Source organism: Erythrobacter sp. QSSC1-22B (assembly GCF_001678665.1).
GTDB lineage: Bacteria > Pseudomonadota > Alphaproteobacteria > Sphingomonadales > Sphingomonadaceae > Qipengyuania.
This window is the reverse complement of sequence record NZ_LZRP01000001.1, coordinates 209,703-228,774: the sequence shown is the minus strand read 5'-3', so window position 1 is coordinate 228,774 and position 19,072 is coordinate 209,703. Positions and strand designations below refer to the sequence as shown.

Sequence of the window (19,072 nt, the reverse complement as noted above, 5' to 3'; positions counted from 1 at the left end):
TGTAGGGAAAATGGCACTTTTTCCTGAAAAAACAACAGTTCTGGGGGTTGGCCCGGGGGTGTGTTTCATGAACAAGCTTTTTCGTTTTTTGCAAGACCGGCGCCGCCCTTGCACCGACCCGGCGAGGCGCTAGGACAGCGGATATGGAGCACCAGCCATTCGAACGCGCCGCGATCTTCGGCGCCAGCGGCGGAATCGGCCGTGCGCTGTGCCAGGCGCTGGCGGAACGCGGGACCAGGGTCTGGGCCCTGTCGCGATCGCCGAAGTCCGAACGGGCCGCCGGAATCGATCCACTGCCCTTCGATCTCGGGGACGAAAACTCGATTTCGCTCGCGGCCGAGACCATGCGCGCCTCGCCGCCGCAGCTTGTCATGGTCTGCACCGGCGCCCTGACGCTCGGCGACGGAACCGGGCCCGAGCGCAGCTATCGCCAGCTCGACGGCGCGGCGATGGCCGAAGCCTTCCGCATCAATACCATCGGCCCGGCATTGATCGCCAAGCACATGCTTGCGCTGCTGCCCCGCGACGAGCGCTCGGTGTTCGGTGCTCTCTCCGCACGGGTCGGGTCGATCTCCGACAACCGCCTGGGGGGCTGGCACAGCTACCGCGCGAGCAAGGCGGCGCTCAACATGCTGGTCCGCAACTTCGCAATCGAGCTGGGCCGGACGCACAAACAGGCGAGCGTCGTCGCGCTGCACCCCGGAACGGTCGACACGGGATTGTCCGAACCCTTCCAGGCGAACCTGCCCGAGGGCCAGCTGACCAGTCCGGCGCAGGCTGCGCGCCACCTGCTCGATGTGGTCGATCGCCTCACCCCCGCCCACAGCGGCAAGGCCTTCGACTGGCAGGGCGAGGAAATCCCTAGCTGATCAGCGCGTTCCGGCGGAAGGATTCCGCCAGAATCGTCTCGAGCAGGTCGGCGTGGCTGAACCCGGCCTGCGCCGCGGCCTTGGCCATGACCTTCTCCGACCACAGATTGCAGTTGAGATTGATCTCGATGAAATTGATGTCGCCCGTCTTGGGGTCGAAGCGGAACTCGATCCGCCCGTAATCGAACGGGTGGAATTCGCGGGCGACCCGCGCGGCGAGATCGGCCATGCGCGGCTCGAATTCGGGATCGTCGAACCGCTTGAGCGCGCTTTTCTCGGTGTTCTGGATCAGATCGCGCTTTTCGTAGTAGGTCCAGAGGCGCTGGGTGTCCTCGCGCTCATACCACAGCATCGGCAGTTGCACCGGCTTGCCGTCGATGGTGATGAAGGCGACCTGGACATCGTATCCGTCGAGATAGGGCTCGACGATGGCATCGTGGCCCTGGCCGTGGATATTGGCCACGGCATTGGCGACGCCGGCGAAATCATGCGCATCCGAAATGCCCCAGCTGGCCGAGGAAGCGTTGGGCTTGATCACCCAGCGACCGCCGGCAGAATGCGGCACATCGGCTTCCTCCACCTGCGCCCCTCGGCGGAAGCAGAACCACGGCGCGGTCGGCACGCCGGCATGGGTGCAGACAAGCTTGGAGACCGATTTGTCGTCGCCGAGCCCGCGCAGGAACGGCATCGCGCCCACATACGGCAGGCGGTGCATATTGCACAGCAGCGGGATCAGCATCTCGGAATTCACGAACCCGCCGCGGTTCAGCAGCGGGAAGACGAAATCCGCTTCGGGCTGTTCGAACAGGACCTTGTAGCTGTCGGCGAGCAACAGGTTGAGCCCCATGTCCTCCAGCGTGGTGCGCACCTCGTGATGGTAGATCGCGTGATTGCCGTCCTCGGGATGCATCCCGCCGCCCCACAGCGCATGCTTGGCCATGAACAGGACGCGCAATCTCTCCTTGGCGTCGGCGGGAATGCGGAGGGGGGCGATATCCATGGCGCGTGTCATCCTGTTGGCAAACCTTTCGCTTCGGCCTCTAGGCGGAATGGTTCGGCGCTTCCAGCCCCCGAACCCAGCGCCCGAACAAAGAGACGAAAAACATTGAGCGGCACAAAAGCTCGGCTAGTCTGTACCGATCGGGTCGCGAGGAGAAATGCGCAGTGGGATTGGCCAGCTGGTACGATCGGCATATCATGCCGCGTCTCATCACCTTCGCCTGCGGGCAGAAGGGCATCGAAGACCGGCGGCGACGGGTCGTACCAATGGCACGCGGCAAGGTGTTCGAACTGGGCTGCGGCGGCGGGCTCAACCAGCGCTTCTACGACAGGCAGGCGGTGACCGCTTTTTCAGGAATCGACCCACACGAGAACCTGCTGGAAAGCGCCCGCGAGACGGCGCGGGGACAGGGCTGGAAGGTCGATCTTAGACGAGGGTTTGGCGAAGACATTCCGTTCTCGAGCAGCAGTTTCGACTCAGTCGTTTGCACCTACACGCTGTGCTCGGTGGAGGACCACGCGGCTGTCGTGTCCGAACTGCACCGGGTGCTGAAGCCTGACGGCCAATTGCTGTTTCTCGAGCATGGGCGAGCACCCGATCATGGCGTCGCCGACTGGCAGGAGCGTATCGAGCCGATCTGGAAGCCGCTGGCTGGCGGATGCCATCTGACGCGGCCTGTCGGCGGGGCACTGCGCGCGGGCGGTTTCGAGGTCGAGCCGCTGGGGCAGGGCTATCTCGAAAAGGCACCCCGGATCATGGGCTGGATGGAGTGGGGGATCGCCCGCAAGCGCGGGCAGTGACGCCAACCGGCTAGGGGAGGGAGGCCCTCCGGATGGTGCGCCTGGCACCACCCGGAGGTCGCTCGTCCTATTCGCCGAAGGTGCGCTGCCACCAACCGCGCCGCGGCTTGGCCGCAGCGCCGCTGTCGGCACCGACATCCGCCTTCGCAGCCGGGCTGCGGTCTGGCGAGGGATCCGCCGTTATCGGTGCGCCTGCGGGACTTGTTTCCGGCGCGGCGGTGGGGGCTACCGCCGCTTTGGGAGTCCGCTTTGCGACCTTTGGCTCGGGAGCCGCAGTTTCGGTCGGGCCCTTGGTATCCTTCGCCGATGCGGCCGCAGGCTTGCGGGCGCGCGGCTTGCGGCGTTGCTTGGGCTTGTCGTCATCGGCGTCGACCGGTGCTTCGGCATCCGCCGCTACGGGCTTCTTGCGCCGCGTGCGCTTTGGCTTGGCAGGAGCTTCTTCCGCCTCGGTCGTAACGTCGGCTTCGGTCGGGGTTCCCGCGTCGGACTGGCCGGCTCCGGCTTCGCCCGTTTCGTCGGCAGCTTTCCGGCGGCGCGGTTTGCGCTTGGGCTGTTCCTCGGCCGCCGCTTCGGAGGTTTCAGGGGTGCCTTCCGGACCGGCGACGACCGCCATGTCTTCCATCACCTGCTCGGAAACCTGCTCGAGCTCTTCAGCCTTGTCGCTCGTGACCTCTGAGGGTTTCTTGCGACCGCGTCCGCCCCGACGGCCACGACGGCGCTTCTTGCGCGAATTGCCGTCGCCATCGTCGTCGTTTTCGCCACGGTTGTCGCCACCGCGGCTGTCGCCGCGATCTTCGTCGTCGCTCTTGTCGTCATCCTGCGATGCAGGACCGGCATCGGCTTCGTTATCGTCGTTCGAGCCTTGCTGGTCATCACGGTCGTTGTTGCGGCTGCGGTTGCGACCGCCACGGCGGCGGCGACGCTTCTGATCGCCGTCGCGGCTGCGATTGTCATCGTTGCTGCCACGGTCGCCATCGGACGCGTCGCTGTCATCCTCGTCCTCGGCCTCATCGTCCTCGAACACTTCTTCGTCGTCGTCATCGTCGTCGACGATGGGCTCGAACTTGGGAGCGTTGGTCGGACGCGGTCCAGAACTGGACACCGTCATCTTGGCGCCTTCGTCCTCGCCTTCGGGGACGACTTCGATCGTCACGCCGTAGCGATCCTCGATTTCCATCAGATCGGCGCGCTTCTGGTTGAGCAGATAGACCGCCGCCTCGGTGCTGGCCGAGAGCGTGATGATCGTACCCTTGCCCTTGGCAGCCTCGTCCTCGATCAGACGCAGCGCCGAAAGCCCCGCGCTCGAAGCGGTCCGGACCAGGCCGGTGCCATCGCAATGCGGGCATTCGCGCGTCGTCGCCTCGAGCACGCCGGTGCGCAGTCGCTGGCGGCTCATTTCCATCAATCCGAAGCTGGAAATCCGCCCGACCTGGATACGTGCGCGGTCGTTCTTGAGAGCATCCTTCATCTCGCGCTCGACCTTGCGGATATTGCCGCTGCGTTCCATGTCGATAAAGTCGATCACGACCAGCCCGGCCATGTCGCGCAGGCGCAGTTGGCGGGCGATCTCGCGTGCCGCCTCGAGATTGGTGGCGACCGCGGTCTGCTCGATCCCGTGCTCCTTGGTCGAGCGGCCCGAGTTGATGTCGATCGAGACCAGTGCCTCGGTCGGATTGATCACCAGATAGCCGCCCGATTTGAGCTGCACCATCGGATCGTACATCGCCTTGAGCTGGTCTTCCGCGCCATAGCGCTGGAACATCGGAACCGGATCGCTGTAGCTCTTTATCCGCCGGGCATGGCTCGGCATGAGCAACTTCATGAAGGACTTGGCGAGCTTGAAGCCTGCCTCGCCCTCGACGATCACTTCCTCGATCTCGCGATTGTAGATGTCGCGAATGGCGCGCTTGATCAAATCGCTGTCCGAATGGATCAGTGCCGGCGCGCTGGAGGCGAGGGTCTTCTCGCGAATTTCGTCCCACAACCGTGCGAGATAGTCGAAGTCGCGCTTGATTTCGGGCTTGGTCCGGCTGAGGCCGGCGGTCCGCACGATCAGGCCCATCGATTTGGGCAGAACCAGATCCGAGACGATCTGCTTCAGTCGCTTGCGGTCGTTGGCCGAGTTTATCTTGCGGCTGATGCCGCCACCGTGGCTGCTGTTGGGCATCAGCACGGTGTAGCGACCGGCGAGGCTGAGATAGGTGGTCAGCGCGGCGCCCTTGTTGCCGCGTTCTTCCTTGACGACCTGGACCAGCAGCACTTGGCGGCGCTGGATGACGTCCTGGATCTTGTAGCGGCGGCGCAGCTCCATCCGGCGCGCCCGCGCGTCGTCGACTTCCTTGGCGCGGCTGCGGCCCTTGCCGCCCTGGCGCGGGTTCCGGCCACGACCGCGGCCCTTGGCCCTGCGGCCACGACCGTTGCCGCTGTCGTCGCCATTGTCGTCGTCATCGTCGCTGTCGTCGTCCGAATCATCGTCTTCGCGATCGAGCTGACCTTCCTCGATGGTGGCGACATCGTCCTTGTCGGAGGTGTCGACTTCCTCGAGGCCGTCTTCGGCGAATTCCTCCGCCAGCGCCTCTGAGCTTTCGTCTTCGGCGTCGTATTCGTCGCCGGGCATCTCGCCGCGCTCTTCCTCTTCGGCGCGCAGGCGTTCTTCCTCTTCGGCGACCTCGGCCTCTGCGGCGAGCAGGGCATCGCGATCGTCCTTGGGAATCTGGTAATAGTCGGGATGGATTTCGCTGAAGGCGAGGAAACCGTGCCGGTTACCGCCGAAGTCGACGAACGCCGCCTGCAGCGAGGGTTCGACCCTGGTTACCTTCGCAAGGTAGATGTTGCCTTTGATCTGCCGGTGATCGGCGGATTCGAAATCGAATTCCTCAATCCGATTTCCCTTGAGAACCGCCACCCGGGTTTCTTCCGAGTGGCGCGCATCGATAAGCATGCGCGTTGCCATGTAGATTTCTCCATGCGCAAGGGGCCGGGACGAGCCCGGCAGCCGACTTGCGCCTTGTATTGTGATAACTGTCGCCGCGATGCGGATCGGCAGTCGTGGATGACCGGCAGCCGCGCGTTTCGGTGCGGAGCCGGAATGTCGTGTCTGCAGCATGGAACCTGCGCAAATGGAGCGCTGTTCGGCCCGCAATTCCCTCGGGGCAGGCGATTGCCTGTCGAGGGTCCATTGAGGGGGAACGGTTCTTGTCCTGCATCAACCTGTCTCAGGACCGCCGATCGAAAAGGGCGGTCGAATTGGCGTGAAGCGGGCGGGCGGTGGAACGAGAGGCGTTCGCGGCCGGAGCCCGGCTATCACAGAAACGGCGCTAGCACCGTGGGTATCTTACGGCAACCATATTGCGCGGAGGGGCGCCGCAACCCTAGTGCGGGAGCGCCATGGCCCGGTTTCTGCCCCTAATCCTGCTCGCCCTGATCCCGGTGGCCATCCTTGCCCTGCTTGCATGGGCGGTGGCGACGGACCGTTCGTTCTCCCTCCCGCGGATCGGTCGCGGATATGTCCTGCGGGTCGAATTGCCGGCCTCGAACGACGGCGTGCCGCTGCCGGACATTGCCGGGCAGGGCACCGGGACCGACGGCGGAGACCTGCCGCTGGTGGTTATCGACGCCGGACACGGCGGCCACGATCCGGGGGCATCGAGTCAGGGATTGCAGGAAAAGGACCTCGTGCTCCGGCTTGCGCGCGCCTTGCGCGACCGGCTCGTCGAGCAGGGTGATGTGCGTGTGGCGCTGACCCGCGACGAGGATCGCTACCTCCTTCATGCCGAACGCTACGAAATCGCCCGCCGGCTCGGCGCCGATCTGTTTGTCTCGATCCATGCCGATTCTGCGGGCGAGGCGAGCGAGGTGGCGGGCGCCAGCATCTACACACTGTCGGAGAGTGCATCGAGTGAGGCGGCGGCGCGCTACGCGGAACGCGAGAACCGCTCGGACCGGATCAACGGCCAAGAGATATCCGGGCAGAGCGATGCGGTGAACACGATCCTCGTCGAACTGTCGCAGCGCCGCACTCAGGTCCAGTCTGGCGAGTTTGCTTCGCTGATCCAGCGCGAGGGCGAGGGCACGATCCGTTTCCACCCGCAGCCGCGCCGCTCGGCTTCGCTCAAGGTTTTGCGCGCGCCTGATGTGCCATCGGTGCTCTATGAAAGCGGTTTCATCACCAACCGCGAGGAAGCACAGCGGTTGGCTTCGCCCGAGGGCCGCGCCGGCTTCGCCGAGGTCATGGCGCGCGCGATCCGCATCTATTTCATTCGCCAGCGCGAAGACCTTCTGGAACAGCCGTCAGGCGATAGCGAAACCACCAGCGAAGAGGTCTGACCCGGCTCGATCGATCCGGGGTCGCTTCGTTATGGCGCGAGTCAGTTTGGGCGTGCTAAGGGCGCGCCTGCAGATTTTGGGACCCCGATGGCCGAGCAATCCAGACTACAGACAATTCGCGATCGCATGAGCGATGACCTGGCAGCCGCGCGCAACTGGTTCATGCGCCACTGGCGCGAGAATCGCTGGTTTCGCTGGGGCGCCGGCCTGTTGGCGCTGGGACTGATCGTCCTCGCGCTGGGCTGGACGCTGCTGGCACGCGGGCTCCCCGATGCCGAAACCCTGCTCGATTACGAGACTCCTCTGCCGACCGTAGTGCGCGGCGTCGATGGCGAGATCGTTCATTCCTATGCCCGCGAACGGCGCGTTCAGCTGCAGTATGTCGATTTCCCCACCACCCTCGTCGAAGCCTACCTCGCGGCAGAGGACAGGACCTTCTTCACCCATGGCGGTGTCGATCTGGCCGGTACGGCCAATGCCGTGTTCGACTATGCCAGCAAGATGGGCTCGGGCGAGCGCGCGGTGGGCGGGTCCACGATTACCCAGCAGGTCGCCAAGAACGTGCTGCTCGGAGATGAATATTCGGTCACCCGCAAGCTGAAGGAGATGATCCTCGCGCAGCGGATCGAGGACGTGCTGAGCAAGCGAGAGATCCTTGAGCTCTATCTCAATGAAATCCCGCTTGGGCGACGTAGTTTCGGGGTCCAGGCAGCCAGCCGAGCCTATTTCGACAAGGATGTCGCCGATCTCGATCTGCACGAAATGGCCTTCCTCGCGATTCTGCCCAAGGCTCCCGAACGCTATGGTCGGTCGCAGAACGAAGGGTTGGCACTCGGCCGACGCAATTTCGTCATCGACCAGATGGTCGCCAATGATTTCATCACGGCCGAGCAAGGCGCCGGCGCCAAGTCGATGGATCTGGGTCTGGTCCAGCAGCGGCAGGAACGCTCCGCTGATGCTGGCTACTTCCTCGAGGAAGTGCGACGCCAGCTGATCGAGAAGTTCGGCGAGACCGCGGAGGAAAGTGGCAACAGCGTCTATGCTGGTGGGTTGTGGGTCCGCACCTCGCTCGACATGGAATTGCAGGATGCGGCACGCGATGCGCTTCGAGCGCAATTGCTCAGCTATCACGGCAATCGCGGCTGGACCGGTCCCGTCGCCACGCTCAATCCCGAGAATGGCGACCTGATCGGCCAGCTGCGGTCCTCCAATCTCGGTATCAATTACGAGGACTGGCGCATCGGGGTGATCACCGAACGCAGCGGCTCGTCCGCCTCGGTCGGTCTGACCGATGGCGAAACCTACCCGCTCGCCGCCGCTCCCGATGCACTGAAGGTGGGCGACGCGGTCGCGGTCCAGCAATCGGGCGAAGGCTATCGCCTGCGCGCAGTACCCGAAGTATCCGGTGCCTTCCTGGCGCAGAACCCGCAGACCGGGCGCGTACTGGCAATGCAGGGCGGCTTCGATGCCAGGCTCGGTTCTTTCAACCGCGCCACCCAGGCGCTTCGCCAGCCCGGATCGACGATCAAGCCGTTCGTCTACGCCACCGGACTCGATCACGGCCTGACCCCCGCGAGCGAAGTGCCCGATCAGACCTTCTGCTATTATCAGGGTGCCAATCTGGGCGAAAAATGCTTCCGCAATTTCGGCGGCGGTGGTGGCGGCGTTCACACCATGCGCTGGGGGCTGGAGCAGAGCCGCAATCTGATGACCGTCCACATCGCGATGGACGCTGGCATGCCGAATGTCATCAAGACCTTCGAGCAACTCAATATCGGCAGCTACGAACCCTATCCGGCCTTCGCGCTCGGGGCAGGGGAAACCACCGTCGAGCGGATGGTCAACGCCTATTCGGCGTTGGTCAATTGGGGGCGGCTCCACCAGCCCAGCGTGATCGACTATGTCCAGGATCGGCAGGGCAAGGTGATCTGGCGCTCCGACCAGCGCGAATGCACCAATTGCAACATGCCCGAATGGGACGGCCAGCCAATGCCGCGCCTCGGCATATCCGGTAAGCAGGTCATGGATCCGCGCACAGCGTTCCAGACCGTCCACATGCTCGAAGGCGTGGTCACCCGCGGTACCGCGGTCCGACTGCGTGGTCTCGAACTGCCACTGTTCGGCAAGACCGGCACCACCAGCGGCCCTACCGACGCGTGGTTCGTTGGCGGTTCGCCGCAGATCGTCGCGGGCATGTATGTCGGCCACGACCAGCCGCGCAATCTGGGCGGCTGGGTCCAGGGCGGAAACACCGCCGCGCCCATCTTCAAACGCTTCGTCGAAGCGTCGCGAGAGCGCTGGGATGGCGATGAATTCATCGCCCCCGCCGGTGTACGCATGGTCCGCATCGACCGCCGCAGTGGCAAACGGGTCTTCGACGGCACGCCCAGCAACGAACCCACGGCGGCGGTGATCTGGGAAGCCTTCAAGCCCGATACCGAACCCGCTCGGGCCACAAGGCAGGACGAAATCGCCGCCAAGCGCAACGCCATCCTGGAGCAGATCCGCCGCGGTCGCGTTGCCCAGACCCGATCGCTTGCCCCGGTGCGGCGCGAGGAAGCGCCGGGAGATTTCGTCGAAGAACAGGGCGGCATCTACTAGCCGCCGCACATGCACCCCGCTCTCCCCGGGTAAACTTTACAAACGGCGTCTGCGCGTTAAGCGGGCGAACCCGAGCCCAAACCGAGGAATTTGCCATGCGTGCCGAAGGGCAGGCCTATATCGACCGCATCAAAGCCGCGCTGGCACTGGTCCGTCAGTCGCTCGACTGGGAGCAGGCGCTGCGCCGCCTCGACGAGGTCAATGCCCGCGTGCAGGACCCGACCCTGTGGGACAATCCCAAGGAAGCGCAGGCTCTGAGCCGCGAGCAGAAGCGGCTCGAGGATGCGGTCAACACCGTCAACGAGATCTCGTCCGAAATGTCCGACGCTGTCGAATTCGTCGATATGGGCGATGCCGAGGGCGACGAGGATATCGTGAAGGAAGGCCTCGCCAGCCTCGAGAAGCTTGCCGCCCGCGCCGATGCCGACAAGGTGCGCGCGCTGCTGTCGGGCGAAGCGGATGGCAATGACAGCTATGTCGAGATCCACGCGGGCGCCGGCGGAACCGAGAGTCAGGACTGGGCGGAGATGCTGTTCCGGATGTACACCCGCTGGGCCGAACGCCGCGGATACAAGGTCGAGACGGTCGAATATCAGGCGGGCGATCAGGCCGGGCTCAAGAGCGCGACGATCCTGATCAAGGGCGAGAACGCCTATGGCTATGCCAAGACCGAAAGCGGCGTCCACCGGCTGGTGCGGATCAGCCCCTACGACAGCTCGGCACGGCGCCACACCAGCTTCAGTTCGGTCTGGGTCTATCCGGTAATCGACGACGATATCGAGATCGAGATCAACGACAGCGATCTCAAGATCGACACCTATCGTGCGTCGGGTGCCGGCGGGCAGCATATCAACACCACCGATTCCGCAGTGCGGATCACCCACCAGCCAACCGGCATCGTGGTGGCCTCGCAGAGCGGGCGGTCGCAGCACAAGAACAAGGCCGAGGCGATGAGCATGCTCAAGGCGCGCCTGTTCGAGCGCGAGATGGCGGAGCGCGAAGCTGCTGCCAGCGGCGAGTATCAGGAAAAAAGTGAGATTGGTTGGGGCCACCAAATCCGCAGCTATGTGCTCCAGCCCTATCAGATGGTGAAGGACCTGCGCACAGGCGTGGTCTCGCCATCGCCCGATGCTGTGCTCGACGGCGGGATCGACGATTTCATCTCGGCGGCCTTGGCGCAGCGCGTGACCGGTGAAACGGTCGAGGTCGAAGACGTCGAATAGGCGTTCCGGGCTTGGCTATGGCGAAATCTTTGCGTGCCGCCCGCACCGGCGCTAGGGCCCGGGGTAGATGACCGCATTCAAGTCCTGCTTTGTGCTGCTCGTGTCCGGCGCCGCGCTGGCCGTAGCCGGCTGCGACAAGGTCGACACCAGCCGCCCGCAAACCGCGCTCGACTTTCCCTTGCCCGACCGTCCCGTTTCCGATCTGGGCGGTACCGCATTCTCGACCGAAACCGCGCGCGACAATCGCGGCGAAGCGGAGACCGTCATGGATCTCGCCGGGATCGAGGAAGGCATGACCGTTGCCGACATCGGCGCGGGCGAGGGATATTACACCGTTCGCCTTGCCGAGCGTGTGGGCGAGGATGGCCGGGTACTGGCGCAGGATATCGACCGCGCGGCGCTGCAACGGCTGGGGCAACGAGTGGAGCGCGAGCGGCTGGACAATGTCGCGATCCAGCCCGGGGCGGCCGACGATCCGCATTTGCCCGAGGGCAGTTTCGACCGCATCTTCATGGTCCACATGTATCACGAGATCGGCGAGCCCTATGCGCTGTTGTGGCGCATGTGGCCGTCGCTGCGCGAAGGCGGGCAGGTCATAGTTGTCGATGTCGACCGGCCGACCGACCAGCATGGGATCGCGCCGATGCTGCTCGCCTGCGAGTTCGAAAAAGTCGGCTACAAGCTGGTGGCGTTCAGGGATGCGCCACAGCTGGCCGGGTACTATGCACAGTTCGAAAGGGCCGCTAACAGACCCGAGCCGAACGGAATTCGTCCCTGCCGCGAGACGTCGACGGGGACAGACACCGCGAGCCGCTAGCTCGCCGACACGAAAGAGTTTTTCATGGCATTCAAGGGGCTCAGCCCGATCAATTACGGTGGCCGCGAAGTGTGGCCGCTGATCGAAGGCGGCAAGGGCGTTTCCGCTTCCAATCATGCGAGCTCGGGTGCCTGGGCTGCTGCGGGCGGCATCGGCACCGTCAGCGCGGTGAATGCCGACAGTTACGATGCCGAAGGCAAGATCGTGCCGCAGGTTTACGACGCGCTGACCCGCAAGGAACGCCACGAACAGCTGATCCGCTATGCCATCGACGGTGCCACCGAACAGGTGAAGCGCGCCCATGAAATCTCCGGCGGGCAGGGTGCGATCAACATCAACGTGCTGTGGGAAATGGGCGGCGCGCAAACCGTGCTCGAAGGCGTACTCGAAAACACGCCCGGCATGATCGCAGGCGTCACTTGCGGCGCTGGTATGCCGTACAAGCTGGCCGAGATCGCCCAGCGCTACAATGTCAGCTATCTGCCGATCATCAGCTCGGCACGTGCCTTTCGCGCGTTGTGGAAGCGCAGCTATTCCAAGGTTCCCGAATTGATGGCTGCGGTGGTCTATGAAGACCCCTGGCTGGCCGGCGGGCACAACGGCCTGTCCAACGCCGAGGATCCCACCAAGCCCGAGGATCCCTATCCCCGCGTCAAGGCGCTGCGCGAGACCATGCGCGCCGAAGGCGTGTCGGAAGATGTCGTCATCGTCATGGCGGGCGGAGTCTGGTTCCTGCGCGAATGGAACGACTGGATCGACAATCCCGAACTCGGCAAGATCGCATTCCAGTTCGGCACCCGCCCGCTGCTGACCGAGGAAAGCCCCATTCCGATCGAGTGGAAGGACATGCTGCGCACGGTCGACGAGGGCGAGATCCTGCTCCACAAGTTCTCGCCGACGGGGTTCTATTCGTCAGCGGTCAAAAATCCCTTCCTCTACGACCTGATCCATCGTTCGGATCGCCAGATCCCGATCTTCAAGCGTGGCGAGCAGGAGGGCACGATTCCGCTTGCCGAGGAAGGCAAGGCGAAGAACTTCTGGGTTGCGCCCGACGATCGCCCCAAGGCGCACGAATGGATGGCGAAGGGCTTTACCGAAGCGCTCAAGACACCCGAGGGCACCGCCGTTTTCGTGACACCCGAAAGCCGCGACGAAATTCGCAAGGACCAGCAGGACTGCATGGGCTGCCTGTCGCATTGCCTGTTTTCGAGCTGGAAGGATCACGACGATTACACCACCGGGCGCCTCGCCGATCCGCGCAGCTTCTGCATCCAGAAAACGTTGCAGGACATCGCCCACGGCGGACCGGTCGACGAGAATCTCGCCTTCGCGGGTCATTCCGCCTACCGCTTCAAGCAGGACCCGTTCTACTCGAACAATTTCACCCCCTCGGTGAAGCAGTTGGTCGATCGTATCCTCGCGGGTGACTAGATGGCGGGTGAGCGGATAGGTCGTTGCACTGCGATGATCGTCGCAGTGCAGTCTGACTAGCGCTCGAAAGCGGTCAACACCTGATCCGGCGGGCGATGCCCGTCGACCCACATGCGGATATTGGCGATGACCTTGAGCCCCGATTCCTCGCGGCCCTCGCGGGTCGCGCTACCGATGTGCGGCAGGGTCATGACGTTGGGATGCGCGATCAACCGCGGGTCGACCGTCGGTTCCTCGGGATAGACGTCGAGCCCGGCCCCCGCGAGATGACCGCTCTCCAGCGCCGCGATCATCGCCTCCTGCTCGATCAGGTCGCCGCGGGCGGTGTTGATGATGCAGGCGCCCTCCTTCATCAGGCCGATCCGGCGCGCGTCGATCATCCCCCGGCTGTCTGGATTGGCGGGGCAGTGCAGGGTGAGAATATCGGCCTGAGCCACGAGCTCGTCGAGACTCTCGACGAAGCGTGCGGCGAACATTCGCTCGACCGCCTCGGGCAGCCGTTTGCGATTGTGATACGCGATTTCGAGCCCGAAGGCGCGGGCGCGGTGAGCGACCGCCTGGCCTATCCGACCCATGCCGACGATACCGAGGACCTTGCCACCCAGCTTGCGGCCAAGCAGCGAAGTGGGGGTCCAGCCGGACCATTTCCCGCTGCGGATCAACTGCACGCCTTCGCGGATCCGGCGCGGAACGCCGATGATCCCGGCCATCGTGAGATCTGCGGTGTCGTCGGTGAAAACGCTGGGGGTATTGGTGACGATGATCTTGCGCTCGGCTGCGGCGGCCAGATCGATATGGTCGGTGCCGGCGCCGAAGCTGGCGATCAGCCCGAGGTCACGTCCTGCCCCCGCGATCAATTCGCGATCGATGCGATCGGTGACGGTCGGGACCAACACGTCGCTGCTGCTCATAGCTTCGGCCAGCGCCTCCCGCGACAAGGGTTCGTCCTCGGTGTTGAGCCGCGTGTCGAACAACTCGCTAAAGCGCGCCTCGACCTCGGGCAGCAGGCGGCGGGTGACAACCACGCGCGGGGCACGGTCGAGGCGGCGGGTGGGGCGGTCTGGCGTTTCGGTCATATTCGTTTTCGGGCTACGCGTTGCGGTGGAGGAGGGTCAAGGGCCGGGTGTAACGAGGCGGATTCTGGATCGGCTTGCCGCGCCGAGTCGCTTGCGGTAAATCGCTGAGCAACCATGAAAACATGCCTCGCTCTATTGCTCGCCGCCGTCGCGATATTTGCCTCTCCCGCGCAGGCGCAGGAACGCGACGTGCCCTATTGGGCCAGCATCCGCGCATCGGAACTGAACATGCGGGTCGGGCCAAGCCGCGACTACAAGGTGTCCTGGGTCTATCGTCGTCCCGGCATGCCGGTGAAGGTGGTGCGCGTGATGGAAGGCTGGCGGCTGATCCAGGATCCCGATGGCGAACAGGGCTGGGTTGTGGCGCGCCTGCTCAGCCCGGATCATACGGCGATGGTCGTCGGAGATGGACCAGTCGCGCTGCGTGATGCCCCCGACAACGGTGGAGTCCTGCGCTGGCGCGCCGCTCCCGGAGTTGTCGGAGAGATCGGAGATTGTGCCGACGGGTGGTGCGAATTCGATGTCGACGGACGCGCAGGTTGGGTGCGGCAAGACCGCCTGTTCGGTGCCCAGGCCCCCTGACAAGCTGGCCGGCTCAGGCTCGCGCCTGTGAATTTCTCGAGGCGGATTACCGTGGGTCGGTCTCGGTGGCGGCAGGCTCAGAAGCGTCTGCGTCTTCGACCCGGCGAACCGTCGCCGTGCCGCCGTCAGTCTCGACGCTGAAGCTGCCCTGGTTGCCGGGTTTTCCCCCGATGAAGCATTGCTCGATCGCGTCGCCTTCGGGATCGTAGCACATCTGGTCGCCCTTCTGGTGCCAAGTGCCGCGTTCGATCACGTCCCCATCCACGGTTTCAACATAAGTCCCGTCGGCGTTGACTGTCTGCAAAACAGCGGTGCCGTCCTCGGCGATCACCTCATAGGTTCCGACCATCTCTGCACCAGCAGGATCGTCGGAAGCTGGCGCGGCATCCATGCCGGTACCCCGAGCCGTGTCGCCATCGACCGGTGCGTCGCTTGCCCCGCAAGCGGCTAGCGTCGCAAACGCCGCGAGGATCAGGTATTTTCGCATTCGAAACTCTCTCTTCGCCGCCAGGCGAGGCGATGCCGTGGGGTCGGTCTGCTTCACACAAAACCGGCTTCTATCCGATCTCAGACCAATTCGACGGCAATTGCCGTGGCCTCTCCGCCACCGATACACAGGCTCGCGATGCCGCGGGTCTTGCCCTGACGCTTGAGCGCGTTGAGCAGCGTCACGATGATGCGGGTTCCGCTGGCGCCGATCGGGTGGCCCAGCGCGGTGCCCCCGCCATTGATGTTGATCCTGTCGTGCGGGATGCCGATGTCGCGCATCGCAAACATAGCAACGCAGGCGAAGGCCTCGTTGATCTCCCAAAGATCGACATCGTCGGCTTCCCAACCGGCTTTCTTGAGCACCTTTTCGATCGCTCCGATCGGAGCGACGGTGAATTTGGCTGGTTCCTGCGCATGGGCGGCCATCGCGACGATCCGCGCGACCGGCTGCTGGCCGTTCTCCCTGGCGAGGCTTTCGCGAGTCAAAACGACCGCCGCCGCCCCATCCGAGATCGAACTCGAGGTCGCCGCGGTGATCGTGCCGTCCTTGGCGAAGGCCGGGCGAAGCGTCGGGATTTTGTCGGGAAGGCCCTTGCCGGGCTGTTCGTCATGCTCGACCAGGTGCTCTCCCTTGCGCGTGGTGACCGTCACCGGGACCACTTCGTCGGCGAAGGCACCGGATTCGATCGCGGCATTGGCGCGGCGCAGCGATTCGATCGAGTAATCGTCCATTTCCTCGCGCGTCATCTGGTATTCGTTGGCGGTGTCCTGCGCGAAAGTGCCCATCGCGCGGCCTTCCTCATAGGCATCTTCCAGACCATCGAGGAACATGTGATCATAGGCCGTGTCGTGGCCGAGCCGCGCACCCGAACGGTGCTTTTTCAGCAGGTAGGGCGCGTTGGTCATGCTCTCCATGCCGCCGGCTACGACATAGTCGACCGAGCCGCTGGCCAGCGCCTCGGCGCCCATGATGACGGTCTGCATGCCGCTGCCGCAGACCTTGTTGACCGTCGTCGCCTGGACCGATTTGGGGAGGCCCGCCTTAATCGCCGCCTGGCGCGCGGGTGCCTGGCCGAGCCCGGCAGGCAGGACGCAGCCCATATAGGCGCGGTCGAACCTGTCGCCGGCGACGCCCGAGCGTTCCACCGCCGCTTTGACTGCGGTCGCGCCGAGATCGGTCGCGGAAACGTCTGCCAGCGCGCCCTGCATTCCGCCCATCGGTGTGCGGGCGTAGGAGAGAATGACGACGGGGTCGGCGGCGCTGAACTGGGTCATGCTTGTGCTGGTCCTTCGGTTCTGGAATGTATGTAGGGGAGCGATCTAGTGCTGCATCGCATCAATTTCAAACGGAGAGCGATATGACCAACGACCGCAAGAGCGAGATGGAAGATTTGCTACGCAGGCAACGTTCGGCTCACAACCAGACCCGGCCCGAGCCGATGGCGCTCCGCAAGGACCGCATCGAACGCGCGATCGCGCTGCTCAAGGACAATGCCGAGGATCTGTGCAAGGCAATGAGCGCCGATTTCGGCAATCGCTCGCCGCAGCAGTCGATGTTCACCGATATCGCCGGGACGATCGCCTTTGGCCGGTATTGCCTCAAGCAGATGGATGCCTGGGTCAAACCGGACAAGCGCCACGTCCAGTTCCCGCTCGGCCTGCTCGGGGCGAAGGCGGAGGTGCGCTACGAGCCCAAGGGTGTCATCGGCATTCTCAGCCCTTGGAATTTCCCCGTCAACCTGACGTTCGGACCGCTGATGCAGGTCTTCGCCGCGGGCAATCGCGCGATGATCAAGCCCAGCGAATTCACCGAGCGCACCAGCATGGTGATGCGCGAGCTGGTGGCAAAGGTCTTCACACCCGACGAATGCGTGGTCTTCACTGGCCCGCCCGAAGTTGCGGCGGCGTTCAGTTCGCTGCCCTTCGATCACCTGGTTTTCACCGGTTCCACCGCCACCGGACGCAAGGTGATGGAGGCTGCCGCAGCCAATCTGGTTCCGGTCACGCTGGAACTGGGCGGCAAAAGCCCGGTAGTCATGGGACGAAGCGCCGATTTCGCCAAGGCTGGCGAGCGGGTCGCGCTGGGCAAGATGCTCAACGCCGGACAGATCTGCCTCGCGCCCGATTACCTCGTCGTTCCCGAGGACAAGCAGGACGAGGCGATCCACGGGGTCTGGCAGGGCGCCGCGAACATGTATTCCTCGCTGCTCGAGAACGACGATTATGCCAGCGTCGTCACCGACCGGCATTTCGACCGCCTGCAAACCATGGTTGCCGACGCGCGTGACAAGGGTGCCGAGGTGATCGAGGTCAATCCCGGCAATGAGGATTTCTCCAACACCAATACCCGCAAGATGCCGCTGACGATTCTGAAGAACGTCACCGACGACATGCAGGCGATGCAGGAGGAAATCTTCGGCCCAGTGCTGCCGGTGAAGACCTATCGCGAGATCGACGAGGCGGTCGACTATATCAACGCCAACGACCGCCCGCTCGGCCTCTATTATTTCGGTAGCGACCGTAGCGAGCAGGCAAAGGTGCTCAACCGCACGATCTCGGGCGGCGTCACGGTCAACGACGTGATCTTTCACGTCTCGATGGACGACCTTCCCTTCGGCGGGGTGGGGCCTTCGGGAATGGGCAGCTATCACGGGGTCGAGGGCTTTCGCGAATTCAGCCACGCGCGCAGCGTCTACACCCAAACCAAGGTCGATGTCGCCAAGCTCAGCGGCATGAAGCCGCCCTACGGCGCAAAGACCCTCAAGACGATCAAGTCGATGATGAAATAAGCGTCACGCACCCGTGCGCGGGTTGCAAGGGTCATGCCCTTGCACCCGCGCTGCGGGGAGCCTAGAGGCGGGCGCAACTTGTGCCTCAAGGCTTAGGAATCACGCGTGGTCGATCTCGAGCAGTACCTGCCGATCCTCATCTTTCTGTTCATCGCGGCTGCCCTGTCGGCGGCCTTCGTGTTCCTGCCCATGGGCGTGTCGCGGCTGACCGGGGTCCACAACCCCGATGCTGAGAAGCTGAGCGAATATGAGTGCGGCTTTCCCGCCTTCGAGGAGCCGCGCACCCAGTTCGATGTGCGCTTCTATCTCGTCGCGCTGCTGTTCATCATCTTCGATCTCGAAGCAGCCTTCCTGTTCCCCTGGGCGGTGAGCCTCGAGCACACCGGCTGGGAAGGCTGGATCGGCATGATGGTGTTTCTCGGCATTCTGGCCATCGGCCTTGCCTATGAGTGGAAGAAAGGAGCGCTCGAATGGGAGTGACTTCAGCAAACGACACGGTGCCTCGGGCGCCCCAAGCCGGTCAGCGACCCGGCGAACTGCCGACGGCGCAGGGCGGCGAAGTGCGCCAGCCCGATGCCGAGTATTTCAACGCGCTCCAGACCGAAGTGAACGATAAGGGCTTCCTCGTCGCCAGCACCGAGGACCTGTTCCAGTGGGCGCGCACCGGCTCGCTGTGGTGGATGACCTTCGGCCTCGCCTGCTGCGCGGTTGAGATGATCCACGTCAACATGCCGCGCTACGACATGGAACGCTTCGGCGTCGCCCCGCGCGCCAGCCCGCGTCAGTCGGATGTGATGATTGTCGCCGGCACGCTGTGCAACAAGATGGCACCGGCGCTGCGCAAGGTCTACGACCAGATGTCGGACCCCAAGTATGTCATCAGCATGGGCAGCTGCGCCAATGGCGGCGGCTATTACCATTACAGCTATTCCGTGGTGCGCGGCTGCGACCGGATCGTGCCGGTCGATATCTACGTGCCGGGCTGTCCGCCAACCGCCGAAGCGCTGCTTTACGGCGTCATGCAACTGCAGCGAAAAATCCGCCGCAGCGGCACGATCGAGCGGTAGGG

Annotated in this window: 16 protein-coding genes; 11 read left to right on the top strand and 5 right to left on the bottom strand. The window is 64.1% G+C overall.

Features of this window, described 5'->3' with window-relative positions; all coding sequences use genetic code 11:
- Positions 1-143: 143 nt before the first annotated feature.
- Positions 144-869 (top strand): SDR family NAD(P)-dependent oxidoreductase, encoded by a 726-nt coding sequence (locus A9995_RS01055; protein WP_067607945.1) that lies wholly within the window; start codon positions 144-146, stop codon positions 867-869.
- Here the strand turns inward: A9995_RS01055 and A9995_RS01050 are convergent.
- Positions 862-1,869, bottom strand: coding sequence for a phosphoribosylglycinamide synthetase (locus tag A9995_RS01050; protein WP_233998034.1), 1,008 nt, complete (start codon positions 1,867-1,869; stop codon positions 862-864). The genes A9995_RS01055 and A9995_RS01050 overlap by 8 nt on opposite strands.
- Positions 1,870-2,066: 197 nt before the next feature.
- Between A9995_RS01050 and A9995_RS01045 the strand changes: the two genes are divergently transcribed.
- Entirely contained in the window at positions 2,067-2,669 is a 603-nt protein-coding gene (locus A9995_RS01045; protein WP_067607939.1) for a class I SAM-dependent methyltransferase, read from the top strand.
- A 67-nt stretch (positions 2,670-2,736) separates the two neighbouring features.
- Here A9995_RS01045 and A9995_RS01040 read toward each other — a convergent pair whose 3' ends face one another.
- Entirely contained in the window at positions 2,737-5,622 is a 2,886-nt protein-coding gene (locus A9995_RS01040; protein WP_067607936.1) for a ribonuclease E/G, read from the bottom strand.
- Between the two features lie 434 nt (positions 5,623-6,056).
- On the opposite strand from A9995_RS01040, the gene A9995_RS01035 reads away from it, so the two are divergent.
- The 5 genes from A9995_RS01035 (at position 6,057) to A9995_RS01015 (ending at position 13,067) form a co-directional block, all read left to right on the top strand.
- Positions 6,057-6,995, top strand: coding sequence for an N-acetylmuramoyl-L-alanine amidase (locus A9995_RS01035; protein ID WP_067607932.1), 939 nt, complete (start codon positions 6,057-6,059; stop codon positions 6,993-6,995).
- A gap of 126 nt (positions 6,996-7,121) precedes the next feature.
- Positions 7,122-9,596: a transglycosylase domain-containing protein gene (locus tag A9995_RS01030; protein ID WP_145916758.1), complete on the top strand. Its 2,475-nt coding sequence runs from the start codon at positions 7,122-7,124 to the stop codon at positions 9,594-9,596.
- A 95-nt stretch (positions 9,597-9,691) separates the two neighbouring features.
- A complete protein-coding gene (gene prfB, locus A9995_RS01025; protein WP_067607927.1) occupies positions 9,692-10,819 on the top strand; it encodes a peptide chain release factor 2 in 1,128 nt (375 codons plus the stop codon).
- Positions 10,820-10,886: 67 nt separating this feature from the next.
- The gene (locus A9995_RS01020; protein WP_067607924.1) at positions 10,887-11,636 is read left to right on the top strand and encodes a class I SAM-dependent methyltransferase; all 750 of its coding nucleotides are present in this window, start codon (positions 10,887-10,889) and stop codon (positions 11,634-11,636) included.
- Between the two features lie 24 nt (positions 11,637-11,660).
- Positions 11,661-13,067, top strand: coding sequence for a nitronate monooxygenase family protein (locus A9995_RS01015; RefSeq protein ID WP_067607921.1), 1,407 nt, complete (start codon positions 11,661-11,663; stop codon positions 13,065-13,067).
- 56 nt (positions 13,068-13,123) lie between these two features.
- Here the strand turns inward: A9995_RS01015 and A9995_RS01010 are convergent, their stop codons facing one another.
- On the bottom strand, positions 13,124-14,143 hold the full coding sequence (locus A9995_RS01010) for a D-glycerate dehydrogenase (protein ID WP_067607918.1): 1,020 nt from the start codon (positions 14,141-14,143) through the stop codon (positions 13,124-13,126).
- Between the two features lie 114 nt (positions 14,144-14,257).
- Here A9995_RS01010 and A9995_RS01005 point away from each other — a divergent pair, with 114 nt between their 5' ends.
- On the top strand, positions 14,258-14,725 hold the full coding sequence (locus A9995_RS01005; RefSeq protein ID WP_067607914.1) for an SH3 domain-containing protein: 468 nt from the start codon (positions 14,258-14,260) through the stop codon (positions 14,723-14,725).
- A gap of 46 nt (positions 14,726-14,771) precedes the next feature.
- Here the strand turns inward: A9995_RS01005 and A9995_RS01000 are convergent, their stop codons facing one another.
- Entirely contained in the window at positions 14,772-15,212 is a 441-nt protein-coding gene (locus tag A9995_RS01000; RefSeq protein WP_067607911.1) for a hypothetical protein, read from the bottom strand.
- Between the two features lie 80 nt (positions 15,213-15,292).
- Positions 15,293-16,489, bottom strand: a complete 1,197-nt coding sequence (locus A9995_RS00995) for an acetyl-CoA C-acyltransferase (RefSeq protein WP_067607908.1) — start codon at positions 16,487-16,489, stop codon at positions 15,293-15,295.
- An 83-nt stretch (positions 16,490-16,572) separates the two neighbouring features.
- Between A9995_RS00995 and A9995_RS00990 the strand changes: the two genes are divergently transcribed.
- The 3 genes from A9995_RS00990 (at position 16,573) to A9995_RS00980 (ending at position 19,070) form a co-directional block, all read left to right on the top strand.
- On the top strand, positions 16,573-18,003 hold the full coding sequence (locus A9995_RS00990) for a coniferyl aldehyde dehydrogenase (RefSeq protein WP_082992397.1): 1,431 nt from the start codon (positions 16,573-16,575) through the stop codon (positions 18,001-18,003).
- A gap of 105 nt (positions 18,004-18,108) precedes the next feature.
- The gene (ndhC, locus tag A9995_RS00985; RefSeq protein ID WP_067607903.1) at positions 18,109-18,483 is read left to right on the top strand and encodes an NADH-quinone oxidoreductase subunit A; all 375 of its coding nucleotides are present in this window, start codon (positions 18,109-18,111) and stop codon (positions 18,481-18,483) included.
- A complete protein-coding gene (locus A9995_RS00980; protein ID WP_082992396.1) occupies positions 18,474-19,070 on the top strand; it encodes an NADH-quinone oxidoreductase subunit B family protein in 597 nt (198 codons plus the stop codon). Before ndhC ends, A9995_RS00980 begins: the two co-directional genes overlap by 10 nt.
- Positions 19,071-19,072: the final 2 nt, after the last annotated feature.

Bases quoted from the DNA above. Each gene is read 5' to 3' on its own strand.
- A9995_RS01055 (WP_067607945.1), top strand. From the start codon at position 144: ATGGAGCACCAGCCATTCGAACGCGCCGCGATCTTCGGCGCCAGCGGC.
- A9995_RS01050 (WP_233998034.1), bottom strand. From the start codon at position 1,869: ATGGATATCGCCCCCCTCCGCATTCCCGCCGACGCCAAGGAGAGATTG.
- A9995_RS01045 (WP_067607939.1), top strand. From the start codon at position 2,067: ATGCCGCGTCTCATCACCTTCGCCTGCGGGCAGAAGGGCATCGAAGAC.
- A9995_RS01040 (WP_067607936.1), bottom strand. From the start codon at position 5,622: ATGGCAACGCGCATGCTTATCGATGCGCGCCACTCGGAAGAAACCCGG.
- A9995_RS01035 (WP_067607932.1), top strand. From the start codon at position 6,057: ATGGCCCGGTTTCTGCCCCTAATCCTGCTCGCCCTGATCCCGGTGGCC.
- A9995_RS01030 (WP_145916758.1), top strand. From the start codon at position 7,122: ATGAGCGATGACCTGGCAGCCGCGCGCAACTGGTTCATGCGCCACTGG.
- prfB (WP_067607927.1), top strand. From the start codon at position 9,692: ATGCGTGCCGAAGGGCAGGCCTATATCGACCGCATCAAAGCCGCGCTG.
- A9995_RS01020 (WP_067607924.1), top strand. From the start codon at position 10,887: ATGACCGCATTCAAGTCCTGCTTTGTGCTGCTCGTGTCCGGCGCCGCG.
- A9995_RS01015 (WP_067607921.1), top strand. From the start codon at position 11,661: ATGGCATTCAAGGGGCTCAGCCCGATCAATTACGGTGGCCGCGAAGTG.
- A9995_RS01010 (WP_067607918.1), bottom strand. From the start codon at position 14,143: ATGACCGAAACGCCAGACCGCCCCACCCGCCGCCTCGACCGTGCCCCG.
- A9995_RS01005 (WP_067607914.1), top strand. From the start codon at position 14,258: ATGAAAACATGCCTCGCTCTATTGCTCGCCGCCGTCGCGATATTTGCC.
- A9995_RS01000 (WP_067607911.1), bottom strand. From the start codon at position 15,212: ATGCGAAAATACCTGATCCTCGCGGCGTTTGCGACGCTAGCCGCTTGC.
- A9995_RS00995 (WP_067607908.1), bottom strand. From the start codon at position 16,489: ATGACCCAGTTCAGCGCCGCCGACCCCGTCGTCATTCTCTCCTACGCC.
- A9995_RS00990 (WP_082992397.1), top strand. From the start codon at position 16,573: ATGACCAACGACCGCAAGAGCGAGATGGAAGATTTGCTACGCAGGCAA.
- A9995_RS00980 (WP_082992396.1), top strand. From the start codon at position 18,474: ATGGGAGTGACTTCAGCAAACGACACGGTGCCTCGGGCGCCCCAAGCC.